Origin of the sequence: Aquitalea aquatilis (assembly GCF_005155025.1) — a bacterium.
GTDB lineage: Bacteria > Pseudomonadota > Gammaproteobacteria > Burkholderiales > Chromobacteriaceae > Aquitalea > Aquitalea aquatilis.
Map to the genome: position 1 here is coordinate 3534553 of NZ_CP039731.1, position 26743 is coordinate 3561295.

Consider the following 26743-nt stretch of genomic DNA (forward strand, 5'->3'; position numbering starts at 1 on the left):
TTAAATTGACGTCATCTGCAGAAAGAAACAACGTGATTGACCTTACGCCCTCCTCCTGGTTGACGCAGCGATTCGGCACGGACAGCCCACGCTGGAGACTGCCGCCGGACTCCAACGCGCTCTATCTTTCCGATGCCGACGACCGGATGATCGTCGCCATTGCACTGAGCAATGCCCAAGCCGAAGATGTCCGCAGCCTGGAAGGCGCCACCGCCACCGTCGCCATCGAAACCCAGCTGGAAGGCATGCCACTGGGGCTGATCCTGATTGGCCGCCGCACCGACCATGACGAATGGCGCGGCGTGGCCACCTGGTGCAATGACACTGCCGCCGTGCGGCGCGAGATGGAACGCGGGCTGAATTTCTCCGAGCAGGTCATTTCCGAAGTCAGCTCGCTGATCGTGATCGTGGACGACCAGGGCAATATCAAGCGCTTCAATCGCGAATGCGAACGGCTTTCCGGCAAGACCGAGGCCGACGTCATGGGCAAGAACGCACTGGAGCTGTTCTTCTCGGCCGAAGAGTCGGAAAAGATTCGCGCCAACCTCACCACCTTCTTCCGCAGCATGCACAGCTGGGAAACCGAACGCCACATCCTGACCAAAGACGGCCCGCGCCTGATCTGGTGGCGCAACCGGCTGGTACGCAACGCCACGGTGGACCAGTGGTTTCTGGTGTGCTCCGGCACCGACATCACCGAGCAGCGCCGCGCACAAGCCAGGCTGGAGGAACAGGCCAGCACCGACAGCACCACCGGCCTGCCCAATCGCCACGCCATCCAGAACATCATCAATCTCGCCGTTGCCGCCAAGCCGGCCAAACCCTTTGATCTGCTGTTCCTGGATCTGGACAACTTCAAGAACATCAACGACCACTATGGCCATGCCATGGGTGACCTGCTGATTGCCCGTGTCGGCAAGGCGCTGCGCGAGCAAATCGGCCCCGGCGATGCGCTGGCACGCTTTGGCGGCGACGAATTCCTGCTGCTACTCTACGACGCCACCCCGGAGAAAACCGCCAGCGTGTGCCGCCAGATCCGCACGCTGATGGAAACACCATTTACCCTGCAGCACATCCAGGTTTACTCCGGCTGCTCCATCGGCGTGGCCAGTTTTCCGGCCGATGGCGAGAGCCTGAGCGAGCTGGTACGCAATGCCGACACCGCCATGTATGCCGCCAAGGCAGCAAACAAGGGTGGCGTCATGTATTTTTCGCGCGAGATGAACAACCACCTGCAGGAAAGCATGTGGCTGGATGGCGGCTTGCGCCAGGCCTTGCAGGAGAGCCAGTTCAGCCTGCACTACCAGCCGCAGGTTTGCCTGCGCAGCATGCAGGCGGTTTCGGTGGAGGCACTGATCCGCTGGCAATCGACCGAGCGCGGCATGGTGCCGCCGCTGAGCTTCATCCGTTATGCCGAGGATTCCGGCCTGATCAAGCAGATTGGCCGCTGGGTCATCCGCGAAGCCATGGCGCAGGCAAGACGCTGGAGCACCCTGCCGCAGCCGCTGCGCATTTCGGTCAATCTGTCGGCCCGCCAGTTGGGCGACCCCGAGCTATTGTCCGACTTCATGGCCGCCATGCAGCAGCATGGTTTCACCCAGTCGCCGCTGGATATCGAGCTGACCGAATCCTGCATCGCCTCGGATGAGGCACGCACCATCGAGATCATGAGCGCGCTGCGCGCACTGGGCGTCAACATCCACCTGGACGACTTCGGCACTGGCTATTCTTCGCTGTCACAGCTCACCCGCCTGCCGCTGCAAGTCATCAAGATGGATCAAAGCTTTATCCGCGCCATTCCGGCGGATGCCCGATCGATGGCGCTACTGCGCTCCATGGTGGCGGTGGCACAGCAGCTGGATTTCCAGATCGTGGCCGAGGGCGTGGAAACCGACAGCCAGCTGGACTTCATCCGTGAAATCGGGGTCGACCTGGCTCAGGGCTATCACTTTGCCCGCCCCATGCCCGCCGACCAGCTGGAACAATGGCTGCGCCAGCATGGCAAACCCTGAAGCGGATCTGCCATGCCATTCAATCAGCGGCCCGGGTTCAGGCGCGCGTGCGCTTGTTCTGCAGCTGAACCAGTCTTTCCATATAGGCAATATCCTTGTCTTCCACTGACAGCGCGGTATCCACCCAATCCTGGGTGATATCCATCAGCTCTTCGCGGTGAATGGGGAATACCCGGTGGCGGGCGCGCAGCATGGCACGGATGCCGTTCATTCTGGGCTGCAGGGTGTCGATGAAGGTTCTGGCGGCCATCACCCCCTCACCCGGTTCGAACAACTGGTCGGCCAGCCCCACCTCATGATGCCAGGGGGCACGCGGTGCCTCGCCCGAGGAAATCAGCTGCTCGGCCACCCTTTGCCCCGCCTTGCGCCCGACAAATGAATAAGCCCCCATGCCGGGGAAAAGATTAAACGAAATCTCGGGAAATCCCATTTTTGCATCGCGCTGCGCCAGCAGGTAATGATGGGCCAGCGCCGCCTCAAAGCCCCCGCCCAGGGCACTGCCCTCCACCAGTGCCAGCGTGATGACATTGCGGCCAAAGCCGCCATCCAGATGGCACAGAATATCAATGCATCGGGTGGCATAGCTGGACAGTACAGCGCGCTGGCGCTGGCGTATGGCCTGGGAAAACAGGCTCAGATCGCCACCGGTGTTATACATGTGCGGCACGGTTGAACCCGAGATAAAGAAATCAATCGGCAGCTTGCTGTCGCGCACCGCGCGGAACACCGCTTCCACATCATCCAGCAAGGCCGGGTTGAAGCTGGGGCGCGGATGGGTATGCATCATCAGCCACACGATGCGACGGGCGCTTTCGTAGTAAGCGGTCAGTTGCGATGTGTGACCTGCTTCGGTAAAAATCTGGCAATCCTTGTGGAATGCATCAGTCATGTCGGCTCCTCATGAGCGTGGTGGAAAATCGATGGAACGTTTGATTTTCCAGCTTTGCCGCCAGCATAAACAGTGACCTCGGTTCATTCCATCTGTTTTGAATAATTTTATCCTTTTCATTTTATTTAAAGAAAACAACAGGAAATGGTGACTTTTGCCTATTCCTCCATATTTCCATTCATCATGACATTTACGCTGTTTTTTGCAAAAAACGGCTTGCCCGCCTGCCCGGCCACCGTTTCACCGGGCGCCAACCACTCCCACCCGGCAAGGCCACGCGATGATCAGTGAAGAAATCACCCTGCGCAAACTGCAGATCCTGACCGCCTTCGTCGCCAGCGGCAGCCTGGCACGCACCGCCGAGCGCATGCAGATGAGCACCGTCAGCGTGCACCGCGCCCTGCATTCGCTGGAAGACGCCATGCGCTGCGCGCTGTTCCGCCATGAAGGCCGCCGGCTGATTGCCTTGCCTGCCGCCCTGGCGCTGGCCGAAGCTGCCGAGGACGCCGGACGCACACTGGAAAGCGGCATCCGCAAGGCCCGCGAAAAAGCCGGCTTTGGCGCGGCCCAGCTGAAAATCGGGGCCATGTACTCGCTGACGGTGGAGCTGATTCCGCGGCTGGTGATGGGGGTCAAGCTGCGCCGGCCCGAGCTGGCCATCGAATTGCAGCTGGGTTCCAACACCCAGCTGCTGGACAAGCTGCAAGCCCAGGATGTGGACGCCCTGCTGATGTCGCTACCCGTCGATGGCAGCCCGCCAGGCCTGCTGGCGCTACCCTTGTTCGAGGATGAGTTGTTTCTCGCCTCCTCGCTGGCCAGCCCGGCTCCTGCCGGTGCAGAGGCGGATCTGACCGACTACCGCCACCACAAGTTTGTCGCCCTCAACGACGGTTTTGCCACCAGCCGCGACTTCCAGCGCCTGTTCAGCCACGCCGGCTACCAGCCGGATGTGGTGATGCGGGTAGATGACATTTTCTCGCTGATGAACCTGGTGGCGGCCGGCGTGGGCCTGAGCCTGCTGCCCGGCCGGGTCAGTGCCTTGTTTGCCGGGCGCATCCGCTTCACCCCATTGGCCCCGCAGTGGCGTAGCACCCAGCATATCGGCCTGTTGCTGCAGGAGTGCCGTGAGCGCGATCCCAACCTGCTGGCCTTGCTGGCCGAAGCGCGCATGCTGGGGCGGCACATTTCCAGCAATGGCCTTGCCGCCAAACCATTAGCCTCAGGCTAACAATTCGCCAGCCAGCTTGATTGATGGCCAGCCTGCCAGCGCCTACCTTGCAGACATTCTCATCTGCGATATGGAGCACCCATGCTGGCAGCCTCATCCCCCTCCCCGGTCTGGAATCGCCGCCGAAATGAAAAACGCCGCCGGATTGAGCGGGTCAGCCATCTGGCCAGCGGCCGCATCCTGCCCACCCGCCAGCTGACCACCGCGCTGGAAATCCTGATCGCCCCCGGCGACCGGGTGGTGCTGGAAGGCAACAACCAGAAACAGGCCGACTTCCTGTCGCGCAGCCTGGCCCGGGCAGACCCGGCCCGGCTGCATGACCTGCACATGATCATTCCCAGCGTGGGCCGGCCCGAGCATCTGGACATCTTCGAAAGCGGCATTGCCCGCAAGCTGGATTTTTCCTTCTCCGGCCCACAAAGCCTGCGCATTGGCCAGCTATTGCAGGATGGCTGCCTGGAAATCGGCGCCATCCACACTTATGTCGAGCTGTATGCCCGGCTGTTTGTCGATCTCACCCCGAATGTCGCGCTGGTGGCCGCTTATCAGGCCGACCGCCATGGCAATCTCTACACCGGCCCCAGCACCGAGGACACGCCGGCACTGGTAGAGGCCACCGCTTTTCGCGACGGCATCGTCATTGCCCAGGTCAATGAAATCGTCGACGACCCGGCCGAACTCACCCGGGTGGACATTCCGGCCGACTGGGTGGATTTCGTGGTGCTGGCCGACCGCCCCTTCTTTATCGAGCCGCTGTTCACCCGTGATCCGCGCCTGATCAAGCCGGTACACATCCTGATGGCCATGCTGGCGATACGTGGCATCTACCAACGGCACCAGGTGCAATCGCTCAACCACGGCCTGGGCTTCAATACCGCCGCCATCGAATTGCTATTGCCCACCTATGGCGAACAACTGGGACTGAAAGGCAAAATCTGCCGCCACTGGACGTTGAACCCGCACCCCACCTTGATTCCGGCCATCGAAAGCGGCTGGGTGGACAGCGTGCACTGCTTCGGTGGCGAACTGGGCATGGAAGCCTATGTGGCGGCACGCCCCGATGTGTTCTTTACCGGGCGTGACGGTTCGTTGCGCTCCAACCGCGCCTTCTGCCAGATGGCCGGGCAATATGCGGTGGACATGTTCATCGGCTCCACCCTGCAAATGGATGGCGACGGCCACTCTTCCACGGTCACCCATGGCCGGCTGTCCGGCTTTGGCGGCGCACCCAATATGGGTCACGACCCGCATGGCCGGCGGCATGCCAGCCCGGCCTGGCTGGACCTGATCCAGACCGACAACCTGCTGGCCCGTGGCCGCAAGCTGGTGGTGCAAATGGTAGAAACCTTCCAGGGCGGCGGCCAGCCCACCATCGTGGAAAGCCTGGACGCGGTGGAAGTGGCCCGCAGCAACGGCATGCCACTGGCACCGGTCATGATTTACGGCGACGACGTCAGCCATGTGCTGACCGAAGAGGGCATCGCCTATCTGTACAAGGCGCAATCGCTGGAGCAGCGCCGGCAGATGATTGCCGCCGTGGCCGGCATCACCCCCATCGGCCTGCGCCACGACCCGGCCAGCACGGCCAGCCTGCGCCGGGCCGGACTGGTGGCCCTGCCGGAAGACCTGGGCATCCGCCGCAGCGAGGCCAGCCGCTCCTTGCTGGCGGCCAAGAGCATGGCGGAACTGGTGAGCTGGTCGGACGGGCTGTACCAGCCGCCGGCACGGTTCAGGAGCTGGTAATGCGGCGCGCCCTTCTACCCGATCAGGCCGGGCAACTGGCCAGCCAGTTGGCGGCATTGGCCTGCCAGTCGCTATTGGACGAAGCCCGGCTGTCCCCCAAGCCCGGGCTGGTCGACAGCCGTGGCAGCGGCGCACATCGCGATCTGACCCTCGCCCTGCTGTGCCGCTCGGCCCATGCCTTGCAACCGGCCTTCTTCGCCATGGCCCGCGCCGCCTGGCAGCAAGCACCCTCGCCAGCACTGCGCGCACAGCTGGGCAGCCTGGGCCGTGCCGGCGAGCAGGCCATGCTGCAAGCCAGCGGCGGCGTCAACACCCATCGCGGCGCGATCTGGGCCATCGGCCTGCTGGTGGCCGCCGCCGCCATGGACGCCAGCCAGCCGCAAGCCGTGGCGGTCTGCCAGCGTGCCGCTGCGCTGGCAAAACTACCCGACCACCAGCGGCCGGCACCACCGCGCAACGGTGAACTGGCCTGCCAGCGCTACGGCGTGGGCGGTGCGCGTGGCGAGGCCCAGCAGGGTTTCCCGCACATCACCCGGCTGGCCCTGCCCGCCCTGCATGCCAGCCGCGCGTGCGGCGACGGCGAGGTCAATGCCCGGCTCAATGCCCTGCTGGCCATCATGAGCCGGCTGGACGACACCTGCCTGCTGTCACGCGGCGGCATGCCGGGGCTGACGCTGGTGCAGAGCGGCGCACAGGCGGTACTGAGCGCAGGCGGGGTAGCCACGCTGCCCGGACGCCGCCGACTCTATCAACTGGAAAAAGACATGCTGGCGCAACGCCTGTCACCGGGCGGCGCAGCCGACCTGCTGGCCGCCACCCTGCTGCTGGACCGGCTGCCGGCCATGGCAGCCCACTGACAAGTAGAAGCAAGGAGCAATCATGGAAAAACTGCATCTGGACTACCCGGCCGGCGCACCGGCCACACAGCGTGTACTGGTCGGCGTAGTGGCCTCCGGCGACCTGGAAGTGCTGATCGCACCAGCCGCTGCCGGCAGCTGCCACATCGTGATCCACAGTGCCGCTGATGGCAGCGCCGCCCGCTGGCGCGCCCAGCTCGACCGCCTGTTTGCCGATGGCCAGGCCGCCGCCATGCAGATGGAGATCAATGATTTCGGTGCCACCCCCGGCGTGGTCAGCCTGCGGCTGGCCCAGGCACTGGAGGAGCTGTCCGCATGAGCCATCAACAAGACATCGCCCGCCTGTTGCAGGGCCGCAGCTTTATCGAGCTGAGCGCACGCGAACGCGCCCACTGCCTGCTGGATGCCGGCAGCTGCCGCGAGCTGGCCGGACCGTTCGAACGGCTGTACTCACCCTGGCTCAGTGCGCAGGGCATCGTGGCGCAGGCCGATGACGGCGTGGTCATCTGCAAGGGCTTGCTGGATGGCCAGCCGGCGGTGGTGGCCGCCATCGAAGGCAGTTTTCAGGGTGGCAGCCTGGGTGAAGTGGGCGGAGCCAAGCTGGCCTGCGCACTGGAACTGGCGGCGGCAGACAATCGCCGGGGCATTGCCACCCGTGCCGTCATCCTGTTTGAAACCGGCGGCGTGCGCCTGCAGGAGGCCAATCTGGGTCTGGCTGCCATTGCCGAAATCCATGCCGCCATTGCCGACCTGGTCCGCTATCAGCCGGTGATTGGCATCATCGCCGGCACCGTGGGCTGTTTTGGCGGCATGTCGATTTCCGCCGGCCTGTGCAGTTATCTCATCGTCACCCGCGAGGCACGGCTGGGCCTGAACGGCCCGCAAGTCATCGAGCAGGAAGCCGGCGTGGCCGAATACGACTCACGCAACCGCCCCTTCATCTGGAGCCTGAGCGGTGGCGAACAGCGCCATGCCTGCGGACTGGCCGATGCCTTGCTGGAAGACGACAGCGTGCTGATCCGCCAGCAACTGCTGCACTACTTTGCCAGCGGCCTGCCCGGCACGCCGCGCCACCGCCGCAGCCAGCACACTCTACAGCGGCTGCTGGCCATCGACAGCGCCGCCCAAGCCGATGCCGACTCTGCCCGTCAACTCTTCCAGCAAGGAGCCCGCCCATGAGCCAACCTTCCATCAGCCAGCGCGGCCGCGACTGGTTTCACGCACTGTGCGGCCAGCAACCCTTGCTTGCCGGCTATCCACCATCACTGCTGGTGGCTGACAGCGAACTGGCCGGCCAGCCGGCACGCTATATCGCGGTGGTGGCCGATCCGCACAATCCTTTTATCCGTGCGCGCCACGGCGAGGTAGGCCTGCTGGAAGGCTGGGCGCTGGCCGCCGCCATCGACGCCGCAGTGGAGGCCGACCGCCAGCAGCCTTGCCAACGCGCCATCGTCGCCATCATCGATGTCCCCAGCCAGGCTTATGGCCGGCGCGAAGAGGCCTACGGCATTCACCAGGCGCTGGCCGCCGCCGCTGCTGCCTATGCGGGCGCACGGCTGGCGGGCCATCCGGTAATCGGACTGATTGTCGGCAAGGCCATGTCCGGCGCGTTTCTGGCCCATGGCTACCAGGCCAACCGCCTGCTGGCGCTGGACGATGCCGGGGTGATGGTGCATGCCATGGGCAAGCAGGCTGCCGCCCGCATCACCCTGCGCACGGTGGAAGAACTGGAAACACTGGCCGCCAGCATCGCGCCCATGGCCTATGACATCGCCAGCTATGCCAGCCTGGGCCTGCTGTGGCAATTGCTCAAAGTGCAGCAGCCAGACCAGCCCACACCGGCCGATGTACAGCTGGTGCGTGCCGCGCTGACTGAGGCTTTGCACGATATCCAGGCCGACCCGCAACGCGACCTGCGCCAGCGGCTGCATGGCGAACACCGCCAGGCCACACGCCAGGTACGTGAGTTGCTGCAGCGGCAATGGGCGGAGAACGAAGGCTAAAACCAGCACAAATCCGGCGCAGTAAAGCCTTGTGGCCTGCCGTTTCTTTTCAGGAGTTTCCGATGCTCAAGCCTTACCTGCCGCACGATCTGCTGTGGCTTGCCAGCCCTTCGGCCCTGGCCACCGACAGCGAGCTGCCCGCCTGGCTGCCACAGCATTGGCACCCCGGCCTGCCGGTGGTGGTGCGCCGCGCCAGCGCCAGGCCCGGCTGGATTGCGGTCGGGGTACGCGGCCCGCAGCGCTGGCAACGCTGCGCCTTGTGGGCGCGCAGCAAACAGCTAAGCCGTGTGCTGCGCCCGGAGCAAGTGGCGGCACAGCAAGGCTGGCGCCAGCATCCGCGCCTTGCCGCCCTGCCGGCACTGCAAGCCCTGCAGCGGTCACACGCAGCCTTGCTGGCCTGCGGCCTCGTCTGGGGCATCACCGGTAGCGCCGGCTTTGAGCTGGCAAGCGGCCAGCCCGCCCTTGGCAGCGACAGCGATCTTGACTTGCTGCTGCGCTGCCCGCAGCCACCGGATCGTCCACGGTTACAGACACTGGTCGCTGCACTGGCACAGCTGCCTTGTCGCGTGGATATCCAGCTGCAAACCCCAGCCGGTGGCGTGGTGCTGGCCGAATGGCTGCGCGGTGGCCGGGTGCTGCTGAAAACCGCCACTGGCCCCTTGCTGCTGGATGAGCCGCTGGCCCCATGGCCCGGCAACCGGACCCAGCAGCTGGAGCAATGCCCATGAGCGTACTGTTTACCTTTCCCGGCCAGGGCAGCCAGCGCCCCGGCATGCTGCAGCAGCTGCCGCAACACGCGGCCTGTCAGGCGGCACTGGCCGAGGCCGCATCTGTGCTGGGCAGCTCGCCGCTATTGCTGGATTCTGCCGCAGCGCTGCGCTCCACGGTGGCGGTACAGCTATGCCTGCTGATCGCTGGCGTGGCCTCGGCCCGCCTGCTGCAGCAGGAAGGCATCCGGCCGCAGATGGTCGCCGGCTTGTCGATTGGTGCCTTTGCCGCTGCCGTGGTGGCCGAAGCCCTGCCGCTGGCCGATGCCCTGCGCCTGGTGCGGCGGCGCGGCCAACTGATGGAACAGGCTTATCCGCAGGGCTATGGCATGTGTGCGGTAAGCGGCCTGGCCCAGCCCCAGCTGGCAAACCTGCTGGCCCAGCTACAGGCCGCCAGTCATCCGCTTTATCTGGCCAATATCAATGCCGAACGGCAACTGGTGGTGGCTGGCAGCGATGCCGGCCTGCAGCAGCTGGCCAGCCTGATCCAGACCGGGGGAGCCGGCCGCTGCCAGCGGCTGGACATCAGCGTGCCATCGCACTGCAGCCTGCTGGATGAAGCTGCCAGCGCGCTGCGCCAGGATTTTTCCCGCATCAGCCTGGCCGTTCCACGACTGGACTACCTCAGCGCCAGCTCCGCCCGCGTGCTGCGGCGGCCCGAGCAAATTGCCGATGATCTGGCCGGCAATATGGCGCGACTGGTGCGCTGGCACGACTGCAGCCGGCTGGCATATGAGCGCGGCGCACGGCTGGCGGTGGAGATGCTGCCCGGCAGCACCCTGAGCAAGCTGGTCGGCACGGTATTTGAAGATGGCGCGGCATTGGCCCTGTCCAGCACGCGGCTGGACAGCCTGCAAGCCCAGGCCAGCCGGTGGCAGGCGCAAGGCTAGTGCGGCCAGCAGGCAAGGCCGCAGCAGGTTTTTAGCAAGCAGCGCTAAAGCGCAGCCAGCACCGCATCCAGCGCATCCAGCAACAGGTCGGCATGTTCACGGGCAAACGGCAGTTGCGGCCGCAGCTTGAGGATATTGCCGGCCGAACCGGTGGCGCTGAGCAGCACCCGCCGTTCGCGCAGCGCATTGACCACGCGGGTGGCCGCGGCCGTGGCCGGCTGTTTGCCCTGGCGGTCGTTCACCAGTTCCACCCCAAGGAAAAAGCCCGCGCCACGCACATCGCCGATCAGCTCATGCTTGCCGGCCAGTGCCTCTAGCCCCGCCTTGAGATAAGCCCCGGTGACGTGGGCATTGTGCTGCAAGCCCTCCTGTTCGATCACCTCCAGCACCGCCATGCCGGCGGCACAGGACACCGGATTGCCACCAAAGGTATTGAAGTAACGCACCCGGCTGCCAAAGGCGTCGATGATGTCGGCGCGTGCCGCCAGCCCGGCCAGCGGATGTCCGTTGCCCATGGGCTTGCCCATGGTGACGATGTCCGGCAGCACGCCATGCCGCTGGAAGCCCCAGAAATGGCTGCCGCTGCGGGCAAAACCGGCCTGCACCTCGTCGGCGATGAACAGGCCGCCAGCGGCGTGGATGGCATCGACAGCGCCGGCCAGAAAGCCGGGCGGATCGGCAAACACGCCATCGCTGGTAAACAGCGTGTCCACCAGCAGTGCCGCCGGGCGGATGCCGTGGCGCTGCAAGTCGGCCATCGCCGCCTGCACATCGCGGGTAAAGCGCGCGGCTACCTCATCGGGATTACCGCGATAGCCATCCGGCGCGGCCACGGTACGTACATTCGGCCCCAGCGCCACGCCCTCGCCAAAAGCCGGCGAACAGGCGGCCACGCTACTGGTGACGCCATGGTAGGCATGGCTGCTGACAATCAGCCCGCTGCCGCCAGTAAAGTTGCCGGCCAGCCGCAAGGCCAAGTCATTGGCCTCGCTGCCAGTGCAGGTAAACATGGCCTGATAGCCGGGCATGGCCAGGGTAGCCAGCAGGCGCTCGGCATAATCGACAATGCCTTCGTCCAGGTAACGGGTATGGGTGTTGAGCGTGGCCGCCTGGCGGGCGATGGCCTGCACCACCTGCGGATGGCTGTGCCCCACCGAGGCAACATTGTTGTAGACATCCAGATAGGGCTGACCGGCGGCGTCGTACAGCCACACCCCCTCGCCCCGCACCAGATGCAAGGGCTGCTGATAGAACAGGCGATAAGCCTGGCCCAGTGCCTGTTGCCGCCGCCGGATCAGCGCCTGCTCCTGCTCTGGCAGGCTGGCCAGCGTGGTCGGGTCGAAGGCATTGGCCATGCGTTGGTCTGGCGGATTCATGCTTGTCCTTTCGTCTGGCACAACTGCTGCAGATAAGCGGTGGCGCGTGCCGGGCCAAACGCGGCCAGCCTTTGCAGACCGTCCCAGCTCAGGCCGTTGTTGCGCAGGATATAACTGCGGTTTTCCGGATAACGTGCCGCGCGCCAGCCGGTGATGGTGACCGTCATGCACAGCCGGGTCATGATCAAGGAATACAGCAGATCGATTTCGCCGGGCTGCAAGGGACAGACCGCGTGGTAGCCGGCAATCAGCTCGCCGGCGCTATCCAGCGGGTTGTCATTGGTGGACAGCTGGTAGGAACAGGCCACCGCCAACTCGTTGATCAAGGGGGCTTCCACCATGTCGCCAAAATCGATCAGTCCGGCAGTAGTGACATGGTCTTGCGGATCCACCAGCACATTGTGCGGGTTCAGGTCGTTGTGAATCACCTGCCGGCGCAAACCCGCCAGCTGCGGCTGTACCTGCTGCATGAAATGCGCCAGCCAGTCAGCCAGCACTGCCTTTTGTGGCCCGTCCGGGGTTTCGGCCAGCAGCGGCTGCAGCCGCTGTGCATGCTGGATGTCCCATAGCAGCGGGTGATGGGCGGCCGGGTGCGCATAGTCGCGCAAGGCATTGTCCAGCCGGCCCAGCGTCTGCCCCAGATGACGGCGCTGGGCCGCACTGCGCGGAGTCTGATGCAGCGGCTGCCCGGCCAGATAGCTGAGCAGGCGCAGCACGCGCTGGCTGCCATCGGTCATTTCGACTGCGGCATAGGGCTGGCCGTCGCGGTGCGGCAGCAATTGCGGAATGGGCAGGCCGGAGTCTTGCGCCAGCGCGTGCAGCAAGGCACGACTCTGGAAATCGGTGACGGTACGGTCTTCGGCTGGATGCGTCAGCTTCAGTACATATTCGCGGCCATCGTAGCCACGGATGTGGAAGTTGGCATCGCGTTCGCTATTGAGCGGGCTGGCCACGCCACGCAGGCCGTAATGCTGCCACAGCAACGCGGTGGCCTCGCTGCACTCTACCGGCGCGGCGGCGGTGGAAAACAGCTGGTCGATCACACCATCAGACACGGTCTCAGACATGCTGGCCACCATTGATATGGATTTCCGAGCCGTTGATATAAGAAGAGTGGCCGGAGCAGAGGAAATAAATGGCCTCGGCCACTTCATGCGGTGTGCCCAGGCGGTGCATCGGCACATCACGCTCGATGATGCGGGCGGTATCCGGCGACAGGATGGCGGTGTCGATTTCGCCTGGAGCGATGGCATTGGCGCGGATGCCATGCGGGCCAAACTCGTGTGCCAGCTCGCGGGTGAGCGCCGCCAGCCCGGCCTTGGAGGCGGCATAGGCCACGCCGGCAAACGGGTGGACGCGCGAACCGGCAATCGAGGTGACATTGACGATGGAGCCCTGCCCCTGTTTCAGCTCGGCAAACAGGCCGCGCGCCAGCAAGGCGGTGGACACCAGATTCACATTCAGCACCCGGCTCCAGTCATCGGCGGCGCTGGCCAGAATGCCCAGCCGCTCGCCCTGCGGCCCCTTGGGTGAAATGCCGGCATTGTTGACCAGTGCATGCAGCTCGCCATGGGGCAGCCGGCTTTGGACTTCGGCAATCAATTGATCCAGGCAGGACAGGTCGGACAAATCGGCCTGAATATGGCTCTGCCGTGCCGATGGCCACAGGCAGTCGGCGGAAAACGGTTGGCGTGACACGGTGAAAATCTGCCAGTCATGCTCCTGAAACAGCTTGACCGTGGCATGGCCGATGCCGCGACTGGCACCGGTCAACAACATATAGCGGGTGGATGGAGGCATGGCATTACTCCTGTCAGCGTGATAATCGACGGCAGCACGCAGCCGAATCAAATTATGATGCATCATATTTGCTGCATTTCAAATTGGCAAGCGCAGTGTTACCATGCCGCCATCCCCCTTTCGGCCGCACCGCCATGCACTACCAACTCGACACACTGGAACACGACAATCTGGGCAGCACGGTTTATCAGCTGCTGTGTGATGCGCTGATCAGCGGCCGGCTGCAGCCCGGTGCCCGGCTGAAAATACGCGAGCTGGCCGAGCAGCTGGGCACCAGCGTCACCCCGGTGCGTGACGCCATCTTGCGGCTGGTGCAGGAGCAGGCACTGGCCATGCAGTCGCCGCGCGACATTCGCGTGCCCTACATGACGGTGGAGCGCTATCTGGAAATACGTGCCATCCGCATCCGGCTGGAGGGCCTGGCGGCCGAAACCGCCGCCACCAAGGCACAGCCTGCCGACATCGCCCGGCTGGAGGACATCGTCGCGCGCAATGCCGTGGCCATGACCGCGCAGGACATTGCGCTGGGCTGCGCCCTGAACCAGCACTTCCATTTCGCGCTGGTGGAAATAGCCGGCCTGCCCTTCCTGCACGGCATCCTTTACCGTATCTGGTTGCAGATGGGGCCGCTGATCGCCGCCGTCTACCAGCAAGGCGGCAGCGCCATGCTGGACTACCACTATCCGGTGCTGGAGGCGATGCGCCAGCGCGATGGCGCGGCGGCGGCGCTGGCCATTGGCGACGACATCCTCAGCGGCGGCCAAGCCATCCTGCTGCATCTGCAAACCCGCCAGAGCGCTGACTGACGGATTTCCGCACGACTGACACGACCACATCGGCGGCCAGCCGTACCACACCTTAAAAACACCTTTCATTTCAATGACTTGAACGGACAATTTCAGGCACGATGTTTGCAATACACAGCTGCGTTCGTTCTTGCAGAAAGCTGCTGCCATGACTTTCAAACTGCTGTGCACCCTGCTGCTTGCCTCCCTGCTGGCCGGCACCCTCAAAGCCAGTCCCCTGGCCGAGCCATCCAGCCTGTCACTACTGGCCATCCTGCTGCTGATGACGGCAATGAACGCCGTGGTCTATGTGCTGATCCGCCTGCTATTCCTCAAGCTGGCCCCACGCAGCAAATAAGCGGCGCAGCGCTAGACGTGACAAGGCCCGGCAAAGCCGGGCCTTGTCACGCGCAAGCTGATTCCAGATGCCTTACCCACCCTTGCCCCCCACTTGCAAAAGCCAGCCTCGGCTTGCTGCGGCAAGCACACAAAGGGGCGGGTCAATCTGCTGACCAGCCCCTTCGATTCCTGCCCCTTAAGCGCGGCTAACAAGAGCCGTGCGTCGCTGGGGCCAGCCGCAACGCCGCAGCAAGGTTTTGCTTAGCGGCTCGACTCAGGCCATCAGGTAAATCAGCGCCGCCTCGCCAAACACACCAATCACCGTCCCCACCAGCACCGAGTGCGAGGCATGCAGGGCGTAGGTCTGGTTGCGCACGGCAAACATCGAGGCGGCAATCGCCGTCGGCACCGCCCCCACGATCAACGCCTGGCGGGCAAACTCGGCATCCACGCCAAACAGCAGGATACCCAGCAGCATCAGTGCCGGCTGCAGGAAATTCTTCATCGCCACATTGCCCACCACATGGCTGTTAAACGCCGGTTTTTCACCACAGAACATCAGGCCCAGTGCCAGCAAGGACACCCCACCGGCCGCCTTGGCCAGCATGTCCACACTATCCTGCACCGCCGCCGGCAGGTGCAGATGATTGAAACTGAGCACCACCCCCAGAATGGGCAGCCAGACAATCTGGTTGGACAGGGTCTTGACCATGCTCTGCTTCAGCATGGTCACCACCCCATCATCACTGCCCGACGCGGACATCTCGCCACAGCGGCACAGCACGATGGTCAGCGGCAGGATGATGAAGCTGGTGATCAGGTTGCCGATCAGTACCGCAATAAAGCCCTGCGGCCCGCACACCTGCTGCAGGATGGGCGCGCCAAAGTAGGCCATATCGGGAAAGGTGCAGACCAGCGCCTGGATGGCGCTGCTTTTCAGATCACTACGGTAGTAATAACGCCCGGCCAGCAAGGCCAGGACGTAAGTGCCGACAAAGCCAAAGCTCAGGCACAGGATGAACGGCACATTCTGGATGCGCTCCGGCGGCGTTTTCAGCGCGCCGATAAACAGCGAACAAGGCAAGGCATAGCGCATCACCAGCGTGGCCAGCACACTCACATCGGCCTGACGGAAATAGCCGCGCTGCCCGCCAAACCAACCCAACATCATCAACAGCACCACCGGCAGCAGTGCCGTGCTCATGGTTCCCAGCATGTTATTGCTCCTTATCTCTGCAAAGTGTCTCTCACCGCTTGCATAGCAAGGCGCATGCCATCGCACAGCACTTCCAAACCATTGATTTAAATACACAAATAAACAACAAGCATCGCAACAGTACGGTTTCCCGCGAATCTGCCGCACCTGCCACGCGGAAATCCGCACACGCCAGCCAAGCCCACCGTCCACAAGCCAGACAGGGTTTTCCGTCGATCCGGCCATGACAAAAACACGGAAATCCGACGCCCGCCAGCCCCGCGCTCAGCAAAAAATTATCATTTCTCTTTTTTTTCAATAGCTTGCAAAACACCAATATGGTGGCACGCTCCTTGCAAAGCCCAAGCCAAGGGCCAGGCCATCCGCCCGCCATCAGCACGGGCAGAGGGCCAGCACCACAGCAAAGGAAATCCCCATGAGTGAAACCATCTGCATCAGCATTGACGGCAAGGTGATGGCCGCACAGCCAGGCGACTCCATCCTGCAAACCCGGCTGCACGGCCCCGACGCCGTCACCGCCAATATCGGCTGCATGGGCCAGGGGGTGTGCGGCTCCTGTCGCTGCCTGGTCCGCAAGGCCGGCGAGCGCGAAACCGTCAGCCGGCTGGCCTGCGAAACCGTGGTGGAAGACGGCATGCAGGTCAGCTTCATCGACTACTACCTGCCCGACCACGTCCACCGCTATCGGCCGCATGATCTGCGCGACGGCTGGCAGGCCCTGCCGCAACTGCAGCAGACCTTTCCCGAAACCGCCCACTGCCGGCATTGCGGCGGTTGCGACCGCGCCTGTCCGCGTGGCATTCCGGTACAGCAAGGCATTGCCCTGGCCAGCCGTGGCGAGCTGCAAGCCGCCGCCGCGCTGTTCGATCCCTGCATCATGTGCAATCTGTGCACCCTGGCCTGCCCGGAAAACATCCGCCCCAATCATGTCGGGCTCTACCTGCGCCGCGCCCAGGCCATCCAGAACCTGCGCCCGGGCGATCTGCTGCGCCGGCTGGAACAGCAGGCACGCGGCCAGCTGGCCATCGACACCACGGCCCATCTTGCAAGGAGCGAGTCATGAGCACGGCCATTTCCTACCAGCAGGCCTGCCTTAACCGGGCCAGCCATGCCACACCGCCACTGCGGGCGGACGACCTGTCACGCGCGGCCCTGCTGGCGCAATACCACCCCGACCACGCGGCCGATGCCAGCACGCTGCTGCAAATCGGCAGCAGCCGTGGCCAGCCCTGCCACCCGCTCCTGGCCGGACTGCTGCAAAGCAATGCGCTGATTGACGGCTTTGATCTGGCCGGTGCCGAACAACGCAGCACCGACGTGCTGGTGCTGGGCGGTGGCGGGGCCGGCGCAGCCGCCGCACTGACCGCTGCCCGTGGCGGGGCCGATGTCATGCTGGCCAGCAAGCTGCGGCTGGGCGACAGCAATACCGTGATGGCCGAAGGCGGCATTCAGGCCGCACTAGCCGCCAGCGACAGCCCTCAGCAACACTTTGACGACGCCATGCGCGGCGGCCACAACTGCGCCGATCCACAACTGCTGGCACAGCTGGCGAGCGACGCACCCGGCGTCATCCGCTGGCTGATCGAACTGGGCATGCATTTTGATCTGGTCGATGCCAGCAGCGACGGCGGCAAGCTGCGCTACAAGCAAGCCGGTGGCTGCAGCCAGCCACGCATTCTGTCCTACCGCGATTACACCGGCCTGGAAATGATGTGCGTGCTGCGCGAAACGGTGGAACTGGAGCCAGGCATCCAGCTGCTGAACCGCTGCCCGGTGGTGGAACTGCTGTCGCACGAAGACGGCAGCTGCGCCGGTGCCGTGCTGTACGACCTGGAATACCAGCGCTTCATCGTGGTGTCGGCCCGGCAAACCATCCTGGCCACTGGCGGCTGCGGCCGGCTGCATCTGCAGGGTTTCCCCACCTCCAATCACTACGGGGCCACGGCCGACGGGCTGGTGCTGGCCTACCGCCTGGGCGCACAACTGCGTGACATGGATGCCTTCCAGTACCACCCCACCGGGGTGGCCTGGCCGCAGCGCCTGCGCGGCGGGCTGATCTCCGAAGCAGCCCGCTCGGCCGGTGCCATGCTGCTGAACGGTCTGGGTGAGCGCTTTGTCGACGAACTGGCCCCGCGTGATGTCGTGACCGCCGCCATCCTGCGCGAATGCGCCGCCGGCCGTGGCATCGTGCGCGACGGCCAACAAGGCGTGTTTCTCGACCTGCGCCGCCTGTGCGGCCCAGACCTGCCCGCGCTGGCCAGCCAGCTGCCGGCACTGCAACACCTGGCCGACAAATGCGGTATCGACCCCACACGCGAACCCATGCTGGTCTACCCCACCCTGCACTACCAGAACGGCGGCGTGGTGATCGACAGCCAGGGCCAGAGCAGCGTGCCCGGCCTGCTGTGCGCCGGCGAAATCACCGGTGGCATTCATGGCCGCAACCGGCTGATGGGCAATGCCCTGCTCGACATCCTCGCCTTTGGCCGCCGTGCCGGACGGCAGGCGGCGCGCCAGGCCCAGGCCGCCCGCAACAAATCATCGCTGCCGCCCCTGCGCGGCGGTATCGAACACGTCTATCGCTGGCAGCGCCAGCTGGCACTGGCCGGGCTGGACGCCAGCCAGCAAGCCCCGCTGCTGTATCCGGGCCAGGCCAGGCTGACACTGCACCGCCCCGCCAGCGCGCGCGCATAAGAGAACACAATCATGGAAAAACTCAATCAGGTATTGCTCAACCCGTCCGTGCAGGTCGGCCCCGATCTGGCCGCCTGGCTGCAACAAGGCGGCGGGCTGGGGCTGCAGGCCGCCTTGCAGGCCCCCACCGCCATCATCCGCTGCATTGCCGATGCCGACCTGCGCGGCATGGGCGGGGCCGGCTTTCCGGCCTGGCGCAAATGGGAAGCCACCGCCAATGCCGTGGGCGATTGCAAATACGTGGTGTGCAATGGCAATGAAGACGAACCCGGTACCTTCAAGGACCGCACCCTGCTCAGCGCATCGCCGCACCAGGTGATAGAAGGTGCGCTGATCGCCGCGTTGGCCGTACGCGCCCGCTGCCTCATCTTCTACCTCAACCCGCACCAGGGCCGCAGCCTGCACACCATGCAGCAGGCCGTCAGCCAGTGGCAGGACAGCCCCTGGCCGGAAAAGCTGGCTGCCGCCATGGGTCATGCACTGGAAATCAAGGTCGTCGCCAGCTCTGGCCGCTATATCGGCGGAGAAGAAACCGCCGTGGTGGCCTCGCTGGAAGCCGGCTTTCCTTTCCCGCGCAAAAAGCCGCCCTTCCCGGCCGAGCAAGGCATCAACTGCCAGCCCACCCTGATCAACAATGTGGAAACCCTGGCCAATGTCAGCCACATCCTGCGCCATGGTGCCGGCTGGTACCGCGCACTGGGCGTGGGCAAGGCCTGCGGCACCAAGCTGTACTCGCTGTCCGGCGATGTGCTGCGCCCCGGCCTGTACGAACTGCCCATGGGTACCAGCCTGCAGCAGCTGGTTTTTGATTACGGCGGCGGCATGCTGCAGGGCAAAGCCTTCAAGGCAGTATTTACCGGCGGTCCGTCCAACACCCTGCTCACCGCGCGCGATCTGGACGTGGCACTGGATTTCGACTCGGTCTGGCTGCGCCATTCGCGGCTGGGCACCGGTGCCATGATCGTCATCTCCGAAGGCAGCAGCATCATCCGCAAGGTGGCCGAATACATCGACTTCTTCGCCAAGGGCTCCTGCGGCCAGTGCCCATCGTGCAAATGCGGCACCTTCCAGCTGGCCCGCCTGCTGGACCGGGTGGATGGCGGCCGCCACAGCCCGGCCGACCTGGATGCGCTGCAGCACCTGTGCCAGATCCTGCCTGGCAGCGGCCGCTGCGGCCTGATCGACGGCGCGGTCACCGTGGTGAAAAGCTCGCTGCACACCTTTCCACAGGAATACGGCCTGCCCGCGCAGCCACAGGCCTGATCCAGACCAGCGCCCGGCGGTGTGTTCACCCGCCGGCCTCGACCTCATGCTTTACGGAGTAAACCATGCAACACCAGACCATTGCCGGCAGCACCCCGGCACTACGCTTTTTGCTGGACCACAAGGTGGAATTCAGCTGCCACGCCTACCGCTACGAAGAACACGGCGGCACCGCCACCCCGGCCCGCGAACTGGAGGTCAACGAACACGCCGTCATCAAGACCCTGCTGTTTGAAGACCAGGACGGCCTGCCACTGGTGGTGCTGATGCACGGCGATTGCAAGGTATCGGCCAAGGAACTGGCCCGCCAGCTGCCCTGCAAAAAAGTGCAGCCGTGCAAGCCGGACGTAGCCAACCGCCACTCCGGCTATCTGGTGGGCGGCACCAGCCCCTTCGCCACCCGCACGCCGATGCCGGTGTATATGGAAGCCAGCATCCTGCAACTGCCCAAGGTCTATATCAACGGCGGCCGACGCGGCCTGCAGGTAGCGATGTCGCCGGTAGACATTGGCCATCTGCTACAGGCGCGATGTGTGGAGGTGGCGCTGGCGAAGTAAATCACCAGCAGGGCGAGGCCCGCCAAGCCAAACCCGGTATTCCGTCGTATTAGTCAATTGCCAACTTTGACTACCAATCAGGCTTGGCATCCGCGATTACGGATGATGATTTCCATGCCGCTTCCGCGTGGCAAACGGGAAGGAGGGCTGGCCTAGCCAAGCCCTCCTTCACCACCCAGACCACCCCGGGCAAGCATGACCTACGGCTGCCCGGCTGGAACTCGCGATTGACGATCGTCCAATCGCTCAAACAGCCAGCCACTTAAACCCGCAGCAGCGCACCTGTCGACATGCTTGACGGGGGATGGGGTGGTGTTGGTGTGGTGGATGCTTTCGACCCAAAGCGGAAGTGGCTGGTTTGAAGAAGCATACGTTTAGAGGAACGACCAAGTTCAGGAAATAACTTTGGACGCGCTAGCAAGAAAAACAAGGATCCCTTCAAATCACTGGGATTACCAGCCCGGCCTGATGGATCATTGCATCAAGTAATTTCAATATCTTAGAAACATCGTAACTACTGCTTCGCAACAGGTCGTCAGGTTGATCGTAGAAATGTTTTGAATAGGATTCTTTGAAATCCAACACACCATGCCACGCATCGATGTCTTTTTTGAAATTGCTCCACGTGACCTGAGGGGCTGGATATTGATCCAAACTTAGGTCGAGATAGCATTCAATCGCGGCGGCTCGACCATTGATATCAGAAACGCTAACGCCCTCCGGACCGCGGGTGACGAATTCCCTAAATTCCTCAAGATCGGGTAAGAGCATCGCTCGCATGTTTGCAGGTAGTTTCAGTTTTTCAAGCTTGCGAAAGGCATCAACGCCCTCCGCGTCGTTGTCGAAAACGAATAAGACCTGGTTGAGAAGGTCAATTCGTAAAAGCCCTTCTGCGAATTTAACGAGATTGCCGGTTCCCCAGAAATGATGGCGTTCATCGACATCGACGAAATTGAAAAAGTCTGCCACATCCGGATGGAGGATATCGAGCGACCGACGAATGATGCGTGCGTCAGATGCGCCCTCGGTCGCGATCAGAATTTTTTGCTTTTGCCGCACCCCCGGCTGGAATGCCTCACGTTTAACCCAACCGGCATGGACAATGGGGCCAAACTCCCACGTGACCTCAACTTCAGTATTTGCTGAATTCAGAGCAAAGATACGAAGCATCGACTCAGCACTCAGAATGCAAACTCTTGCGGAAAGGAAGCTAGCTTCGGACCAATAAAAATCAGAATCTTCAGTTCTGGGAATCCGCTCAAATATTTCGATCTCAGCGGCAAACCGCCCCTGTGAAAGCGTGTCTCGATCCGGTGTTTCGAACTCGACATAATTACTTTTCAGATCGCTTAGAGGATAGCGGCAAACTAAATTGCAAAATTCTTCAAACGTCAGATATTTGTCTTTCTTCTCTTCTGGCTCGCCATAGCTATCCATATAGACCGCTTCTGCGACCATCATTTCATATTCGGCGCGTGCGGCTTCAAGAGTGAAGCCGAGTATCTCAAGACGCGGCAAGATGCGAGAAAGCGTTCTTGCAAAAAGTTCCTCAGCTTCGGCCAACTCCCCCTTCTCTTCGGGATGTTCTGCGTAATATTCGTAATCTATTGAGTCCGTCTTGCGGCGGAAGAGATCACCTTCCTGGAACAAGAACCCGTAATCTATCCCCATGAAGTTCTTGGAATACGATAGAGACACATTACCAATGCAGAGTTCTATGGAAGTTCCCATTTAGCACGCCTTTTCGCCAAAATATAGATTTTTAAATTCATTAACTCTCTAATTACTGGATTCTTCTGGAGCACATCCAGTATTAGTTATTCCGCCAAATCCTTCAATCGTTTAAAAGTGCCAATGACATCATACGGCTGCTTTTGGGCGACTTGACCACTGGCCGGTTGTGGCCGAAAGCAGTCAATACATAGCACCAGCAGATGACCCCAAACTGAAATCAAGCAGGAGCTTCTATTTATCTGATGGTGACATATGGTAGCTCTGGGACTGGTAGTGGATTTCCGTTATAACTACTTTTTACAGCAGCGGCCATTCGGTATGCCCAGCTTCCTGCTTGGTCAGCAAAATTCTTATAGGGGCCTTGGATATTTTCTGAATTCCATTTACTGTCGATGGCAGTAAGGGCCGGGTCCCTGGCAACTCCGGCCATCTCGGGATTAAGCCATGTAGAGAAATGAACAAAACCACCATCTCGATAATAATGGCAATCTACGATCACCATTAAAGGGGGAGTTGAAACTCCTGCACTCCGTATACGCCGCATGGCCTCTCGCCAATAACTATCCGCAGCGTCACCAAAGCCGAATACCGGGCGGACATATACGCACTCAGGTAATCGATAATTACCCTCCAGCTTGTCCTGCATGTAAACTGACTTCAGATTGCTGCATGGATCATCCTTCCAGCCATTACGGCCAAATTTAGATAAATCTCCCAATGGGGAGATTACACGTACCATGGCAAATAATTCATTATGTTTGTACTGAGCCAACAGAACATTGCGAATTGGAAACGGATTACCTGCCACATCAGCTCCATTACTTTTACTTCTAGCTATTACATGCCACTGCCCCGGCGGCAAAGAAAATGTTCTATCGCCAGCTGTGATATCTCGACTAATGATATCGTCAGCCTTTACTTCCTCAATATTCGCAGAAATTGCTTGCGCACTCAGCAAGAGTGCTGGCAGAAATATTAATTTAAAACGCATTATAACTTCCACTTAAAGTCTGACAATAAAATTTATTAAAGATAAATGCCAATGCAAAATAAAATAATAATTTAACTATTATTCGTACTCTATCGAGGATGATGGAAGGCGATGCTCATAATCACAAGCTACCGAATAAATGACATCACTAAACACCAGATACAGCCTGATTATTGCGACCACCCCCGCTGTCTACGTCCACTCCTAGCCGTAAACTGCCTTCCACCCTGCAGAGTGCCCCCTGCCCTTGGCTGATTCTAATCACTTATTAATCATTCGTCATCAAATGACCATCAAGAATATCCACAGCACTATGGCGTACCCCCTCGCGGCAGCGCCAAACAAAAAGCCAGCAGCCGGGCGGTGATCTGCCCGGCTGCTGGCTTTGCCTGTGGCGTGCTGCCTGGCTTACTTTTCTTCCAGATCGTATTTGCGGATCTTGTCGAATAGCGTGGTCTTGGCGATTTTCAGCACTTCGGCGGTTTTGGAGACATTGCCGCCCTGCTTGCGCAGTTCTTCGGCAATCATGCCCTTTTCGAAGGATTCCACTGCCGTGTGCAGGGTGAGCTGGGTGTCGGCGGCAGCGGTGCCTGGCACCATTTTCAGGTCCAGCACGAAGCGGTCGGCCTGGTTGCGCAGTTCGCGTACATTGCCCGGCCAGTGGTAGGCCATCAGGTCGCGCACCACCTCTGCGGTGATGGCCGGTGCCGGGCGGTTCATGCGCAGGGCGGACTGGCTGACGAAGTAGTCGAACAGCAGCGGGATATCCTCGCGCCGGGCACGTAGCGGTGGCAGGTCCAGCGTGACCACGTTCAGGCGGAAGTACAGGTCGGCGCGGAATTTGTCCTCATCGGCCAGTTTGGACAGATCGGCCTTGGTGGCGGCAATCACGCGAAAATCCACCGGGATCAGCCGGTTGGAGCCCAGCCGTTCGATCACCCGCTCCTGCAGCACGCGCAACAGCTTGATCTGCATCGGCATGGTCATGCTTTCGATTTCGTCCAGAAACAGCGTGCCGTGCTGGGCGTATTCGATCTTGCCAATGCGCTGCTTGCTGGCCCCGGAAAACGCGCCGGCTTCGTGGCCGAACATTTCGCTGTCAAACAGGGTTTCCGGCAGGCCGCCGCAGTTTAGCGCCACAAAGGGGCCGGTGCGGCCGGAGAGGTCGTGCAGGCAGCGCGCCAGCAGCTCCTTGCCGGCACCGGTTTCGCCATTGATCAGGATGTCGGTGGGGGTAGCCGCCACGCCCTGCACCAGCCGGCGCAGTTCGGCCATGACGCCGGAGTTGCCGATCAGCCGGCTTTCCAGGCCGCCAAATGCCGCCAGTTGGCGGCGCAGCTGGCGGACTTCCAGTGCCAGCCGGCGTTTTTCCATGGCGCGCTGCACCACCGACACCAGCACCTGTGGCAGGAAGGGTTTCTGGATGAAGTCGTAAGCGCCGTCGCGCATGGCCTGTACCGCCATGGCGATGTCGCCGTGGCCGGTGATGAGGATGACCGGCAGGTCGGGGTCGTCGGCCAGCAGTTCCTGCATGAAGGCCAGTCCGTCCATGCCGGGCAGGCGGATGTCGCTGACAATGATGCCGGCAAAATCACGGCCGATGGCGCGGCGCGCCTTTTCCACCGAGTCGAAGCCCTGCGCCGGGATGCCATCCAGCCCCAGTGCCTGCACATAGCCCAGCTGGACATCCTGGTCGTCCTCGATCACCAGTACCTGAAGATTGCTCATGTTTTACTCCTGCCTGTTTTGTCTGAGCGTGATGGTGAATACCGCTCCGCCATCCGGGTGATTGTCGGCGGACAATACGCCGCCATAGGCCTTGATGATGTCCGAGGACAACGCCAGGCCCAGCCCCAGCCCGCTGGTTTTCTTGGTGGTAAAGAAGGGTTCGAAAATATGCTGTCTGACCTGTTCCGACAGGCCGCTGCCGTTGTCACGCACCTGAATGCGCACGATGTCGTCCTGCCGCTGCCAGCTGATGGCGATCAGCGGGTCGGCCACTTCGTGCAGCGCATCAATGGCATTGCTGACCAGATTCACCAGCACCTGCTCCAGCCGCACCGCCTCGCACAGCACCACGATGTCTTCCGGCTGGGCTGGCAGCTCCAGCCGGATCAGGGTTTTCTTCAGGCGGTGATTGAGCAGGAACAGCGCATTGTCCACGGCCTGTGCCACCGCGACGGATTCGCGCTCGCCACTGGGGCGGCGGGCAAAGGATTTGAGCTGTTCGGTGAGCGCGCCCAGCCGTGCCACGATGTCGGTAATACGTTCCAGATTAGCCCGCGCGGTGGCCAGGTCGTTGATTTCCAGAAAGCGCACGGTATTGGCCGATAGCGCCGACAAGGCAGCCAGCGGCTGGTTGATCTCGTGGGCGATGCCGGTGGATAGCTGGCCGATCACCGCTAGGTTTTCGGTGCGGATCAGCTCGTTCTGGAAGTTCTCCACCTGGCGCGCGGCCTGGATGCGTTCTTCGATTTCCATTTTCAGGCTGGCATTGGCCTGTTTCAGCTCGCTGCTGCGCTGCTCCACCTGCTCTTCCAGCTGGTCATGTGCGCGCTGCAGGGCACGGCGGGCCTCGGCCTGGGTCTTGATGCCCATGCGCCACAGCCGTACCGAGTGCAAGAGCAGGCAGGCAAAGCCCACCATCACCGCCACGGCCAGTGCCCGGGTCAGCGCCAGACTGTGCATTTCGTGGGTATCAATCACCATGGTCAGCGTCATGCCGCTGACCGGAATGGTCTGATTGATGGCCAGATATTCGTGCCGAGTGCGGCCCTGCCCCATCTGCACCAGCATGGCCTGGCTATTAAGCACGCTTTTGCGCTGCCAGATGGGCGGCTTGATGATCTGCTTGTTGTACTGCTGGGCTTTTTCCAGGGCCAGCCTGGCGTCAAAGCTGAGCGGCACCGTGGCATGGTATTTCCACTCCGGCACCGATGACAGCACCACCACGCCGTTGGAATCCGACACCAGCAAGGGCTCTACAATATTGCCCCACATGTGCTCCAGCTGTTCCAGCCCGATCTTGATGGCCACCACGCCCAGCCGCTCGCCCCCCTGGTAGATGCCGGTGGCCAGATAAAAGCCGGTGGCGTTGCCGGTGGTACCCACGGCGTAAAAGGTGGTGATGCGGTTGGCCGCTGCCTGCTGGAAATACGGGCGATAGGCGATGTTGCGCCCGACAAAACTGTCTTTTTGCTGCCAGTTGCTGGAGGCAATCACCTTGCCCTGCTTGTCCATCAGATAGGCCTGCAAGGAGCCGGCCCCCTGATTGAGCCGCAGCAGGTAGTCATTGGCACGGGCCAGCTGTTGCGCGTCGGCCGGCTGCAGCAGCGCTTCGCGCAGGGTGTCGTTGTAGGACGCCGCCAGCGGCAGCAGGCCGTATTTGTCGACCTCGTGCTCCAGAAAGCCGGCATTGCGCGCCAGCCGCCGTGCGGACTCCTGCTGCCGTTGCTGTAGCAGCTGCTGCCAGCTGATGCTGTACACCGCATACGCGGCCAGCAGCGACAGCAACATGGAAAACAGCAGGTAAAGATAAAAACGGGTTCGCTTCATACCAACTCCGGGTCACACACCCGTCTGACTGGAAAAACCGGCCT

Annotated in this window: 24 protein-coding genes; 15 read left to right on the forward strand and 9 right to left on the reverse strand. The window is 62.2% G+C overall.

Translation table 11 applies throughout. From position 1 onward, the window contains the following. The first annotated feature begins 32 nt into the window (after positions 1-32). Positions 33-2012: a cyclic di-GMP phosphodiesterase gene (pdeR, locus tag FAZ30_RS16530; RefSeq protein WP_205676608.1), complete on the forward strand. Its 1980-nt coding sequence runs from the start codon at positions 33-35 to the stop codon at positions 2010-2012. Positions 2013-2049: 37 nt separating this feature from the next. On the opposite strand, the gene FAZ30_RS16535 is transcribed toward pdeR, so the two are convergent. Then, positions 2050-2901, reverse strand: a complete 852-nt coding sequence (locus tag FAZ30_RS16535; protein ID WP_124644977.1) for a crotonase/enoyl-CoA hydratase family protein — start codon at positions 2899-2901, stop codon at positions 2050-2052. A 280-nt stretch (positions 2902-3181) separates the two neighbouring features. On the opposite strand from FAZ30_RS16535, the gene FAZ30_RS16540 reads away from it, so the two are divergent. From FAZ30_RS16540 to mdcH, 8 genes are all read left to right on the forward strand, one after another. Then, on the forward strand, positions 3182-4129 hold the full coding sequence (locus FAZ30_RS16540; RefSeq protein WP_124644976.1) for a LysR family transcriptional regulator: 948 nt from the start codon (positions 3182-3184) through the stop codon (positions 4127-4129). A gap of 81 nt (positions 4130-4210) precedes the next feature. Next, entirely contained in the window at positions 4211-5872 is a 1662-nt protein-coding gene (gene mdcA, locus FAZ30_RS16545) for a malonate decarboxylase subunit alpha (RefSeq protein WP_124644975.1), read from the forward strand. Beyond that, positions 5872-6729 (forward strand): triphosphoribosyl-dephospho-CoA synthase, encoded by an 858-nt coding sequence (locus FAZ30_RS16550; RefSeq protein WP_124644974.1) that lies wholly within the window; start codon positions 5872-5874, stop codon positions 6727-6729. Before mdcA ends, FAZ30_RS16550 begins: the two co-directional genes overlap by 1 nt. Positions 6730-6751: 22 nt before the next feature. Next, a complete protein-coding gene (locus tag FAZ30_RS16555) occupies positions 6752-7048 on the forward strand; it encodes a malonate decarboxylase subunit delta (protein ID WP_124644973.1) in 297 nt (98 codons plus the stop codon). Continuing rightward, positions 7045-7908, forward strand: coding sequence for a biotin-independent malonate decarboxylase subunit beta (locus tag FAZ30_RS16560; RefSeq protein ID WP_124644972.1), 864 nt, complete (start codon positions 7045-7047; stop codon positions 7906-7908). The genes FAZ30_RS16555 and FAZ30_RS16560 overlap by 4 nt, the downstream gene beginning before the upstream one ends. Further along, entirely contained in the window at positions 7905-8732 is an 828-nt protein-coding gene (gene mdcE / locus FAZ30_RS16565) for a biotin-independent malonate decarboxylase subunit gamma (protein ID WP_124644971.1), read from the forward strand. The genes FAZ30_RS16560 and mdcE overlap by 4 nt, the downstream gene beginning before the upstream one ends. Positions 8733-8794: 62 nt before the next feature. Continuing rightward, positions 8795-9460, forward strand: a complete 666-nt coding sequence (locus FAZ30_RS16570) for a malonate decarboxylase holo-ACP synthase (protein WP_124644970.1) — start codon at positions 8795-8797, stop codon at positions 9458-9460. Then, positions 9457-10389: a malonate decarboxylase subunit epsilon gene (mdcH, locus tag FAZ30_RS16575; protein WP_124644969.1), complete on the forward strand. Its 933-nt coding sequence runs from the start codon at positions 9457-9459 to the stop codon at positions 10387-10389. The genes FAZ30_RS16570 and mdcH overlap by 4 nt, the downstream gene beginning before the upstream one ends. Positions 10390-10433: 44 nt before the next feature. Here the strand turns inward: mdcH and FAZ30_RS16580 are convergent, their stop codons facing one another. From FAZ30_RS16580 to FAZ30_RS16590, 3 genes are read right to left on the reverse strand one after another with little or no spacing between them, the layout of a single operon-like run. Next, entirely contained in the window at positions 10434-11765 is a 1332-nt protein-coding gene (locus FAZ30_RS16580) for an aspartate aminotransferase family protein (protein ID WP_205676609.1), read from the reverse strand. Next, positions 11762-12832, reverse strand: coding sequence for a phosphotransferase (locus FAZ30_RS16585; protein ID WP_124644968.1), 1071 nt, complete (start codon positions 12830-12832; stop codon positions 11762-11764). Before FAZ30_RS16585 ends, FAZ30_RS16580 begins: the two co-directional genes overlap by 4 nt. Continuing rightward, a complete protein-coding gene (locus FAZ30_RS16590) occupies positions 12825-13565 on the reverse strand; it encodes an SDR family NAD(P)-dependent oxidoreductase (protein WP_199731074.1) in 741 nt (246 codons plus the stop codon). Before FAZ30_RS16590 ends, FAZ30_RS16585 begins: the two co-directional genes overlap by 8 nt. Before the next feature lie 134 nt (positions 13566-13699). Here FAZ30_RS16590 and FAZ30_RS16595 point away from each other — a divergent pair, with 134 nt between their 5' ends. After that, entirely contained in the window at positions 13700-14371 is a 672-nt protein-coding gene (locus FAZ30_RS16595; RefSeq protein ID WP_124644967.1) for a GntR family transcriptional regulator, read from the forward strand. A gap of 148 nt (positions 14372-14519) precedes the next feature. Next, on the forward strand, positions 14520-14708 hold the full coding sequence (locus tag FAZ30_RS16600) for a hypothetical protein (protein ID WP_124644966.1): 189 nt from the start codon (positions 14520-14522) through the stop codon (positions 14706-14708). Between the two features lie 255 nt (positions 14709-14963). Here the strand turns inward: FAZ30_RS16600 and FAZ30_RS16605 are convergent, their stop codons facing one another. Then, on the reverse strand, positions 14964-15905 hold the full coding sequence (locus FAZ30_RS16605) for an AEC family transporter (protein WP_137009892.1): 942 nt from the start codon (positions 15903-15905) through the stop codon (positions 14964-14966). A 415-nt stretch (positions 15906-16320) separates the two neighbouring features. Between FAZ30_RS16605 and FAZ30_RS16610 the strand changes: the two genes are divergently transcribed. The 4 genes from FAZ30_RS16610 to FAZ30_RS16625 all read left to right on the forward strand — a co-directional run bounded on the left by FAZ30_RS16610 (position 16321) and on the right by FAZ30_RS16625 (position 20419). Further along, entirely contained in the window at positions 16321-16968 is a 648-nt protein-coding gene (locus FAZ30_RS16610; RefSeq protein WP_124644964.1) for a 4Fe-4S dicluster domain-containing protein, read from the forward strand. After that, positions 16965-18599, forward strand: a complete 1635-nt coding sequence (locus FAZ30_RS16615) for an FAD-binding protein (RefSeq protein WP_137009893.1) — start codon at positions 16965-16967, stop codon at positions 18597-18599. The genes FAZ30_RS16610 and FAZ30_RS16615 overlap by 4 nt, the downstream gene beginning before the upstream one ends. 12 nt (positions 18600-18611) lie before the next feature. Then, positions 18612-19862: a complex I 51 kDa subunit family protein gene (locus FAZ30_RS16620; protein ID WP_124644962.1), complete on the forward strand. Its 1251-nt coding sequence runs from the start codon at positions 18612-18614 to the stop codon at positions 19860-19862. Positions 19863-19927: 65 nt separating this feature from the next. Beyond that, positions 19928-20419 (forward strand): aminoacyl-tRNA deacylase, encoded by a 492-nt coding sequence (locus FAZ30_RS16625; RefSeq protein WP_124644961.1) that lies wholly within the window; start codon positions 19928-19930, stop codon positions 20417-20419. 438 nt (positions 20420-20857) lie between these two features. Here the strand turns inward: FAZ30_RS16625 and FAZ30_RS16630 are convergent, their stop codons facing one another. The 4 genes from FAZ30_RS16630 to FAZ30_RS16645 all read right to left on the reverse strand — a co-directional run bounded on the left by FAZ30_RS16630 (position 20858) and on the right by FAZ30_RS16645 (position 26699). After that, entirely contained in the window at positions 20858-22150 is a 1293-nt protein-coding gene (locus FAZ30_RS16630) for a HEPN/Toprim-associated domain-containing protein (RefSeq protein WP_124644960.1), read from the reverse strand. Positions 22151-22388: 238 nt separating this feature from the next. Next, positions 22389-23144, reverse strand: a complete 756-nt coding sequence (locus FAZ30_RS16635; RefSeq protein ID WP_124644959.1) for a hypothetical protein — start codon at positions 23142-23144, stop codon at positions 22389-22391. A gap of 408 nt (positions 23145-23552) precedes the next feature. Next, on the reverse strand, positions 23553-24872 hold the full coding sequence (locus FAZ30_RS16640; protein WP_137009894.1) for a sigma-54-dependent transcriptional regulator: 1320 nt from the start codon (positions 24870-24872) through the stop codon (positions 23553-23555). A 3-nt stretch (positions 24873-24875) separates the two neighbouring features. Next, a complete protein-coding gene (locus FAZ30_RS16645; protein ID WP_124644957.1) occupies positions 24876-26699 on the reverse strand; it encodes a sensor histidine kinase in 1824 nt (607 codons plus the stop codon). Positions 26700-26743 lie beyond the last annotated feature (44 nt).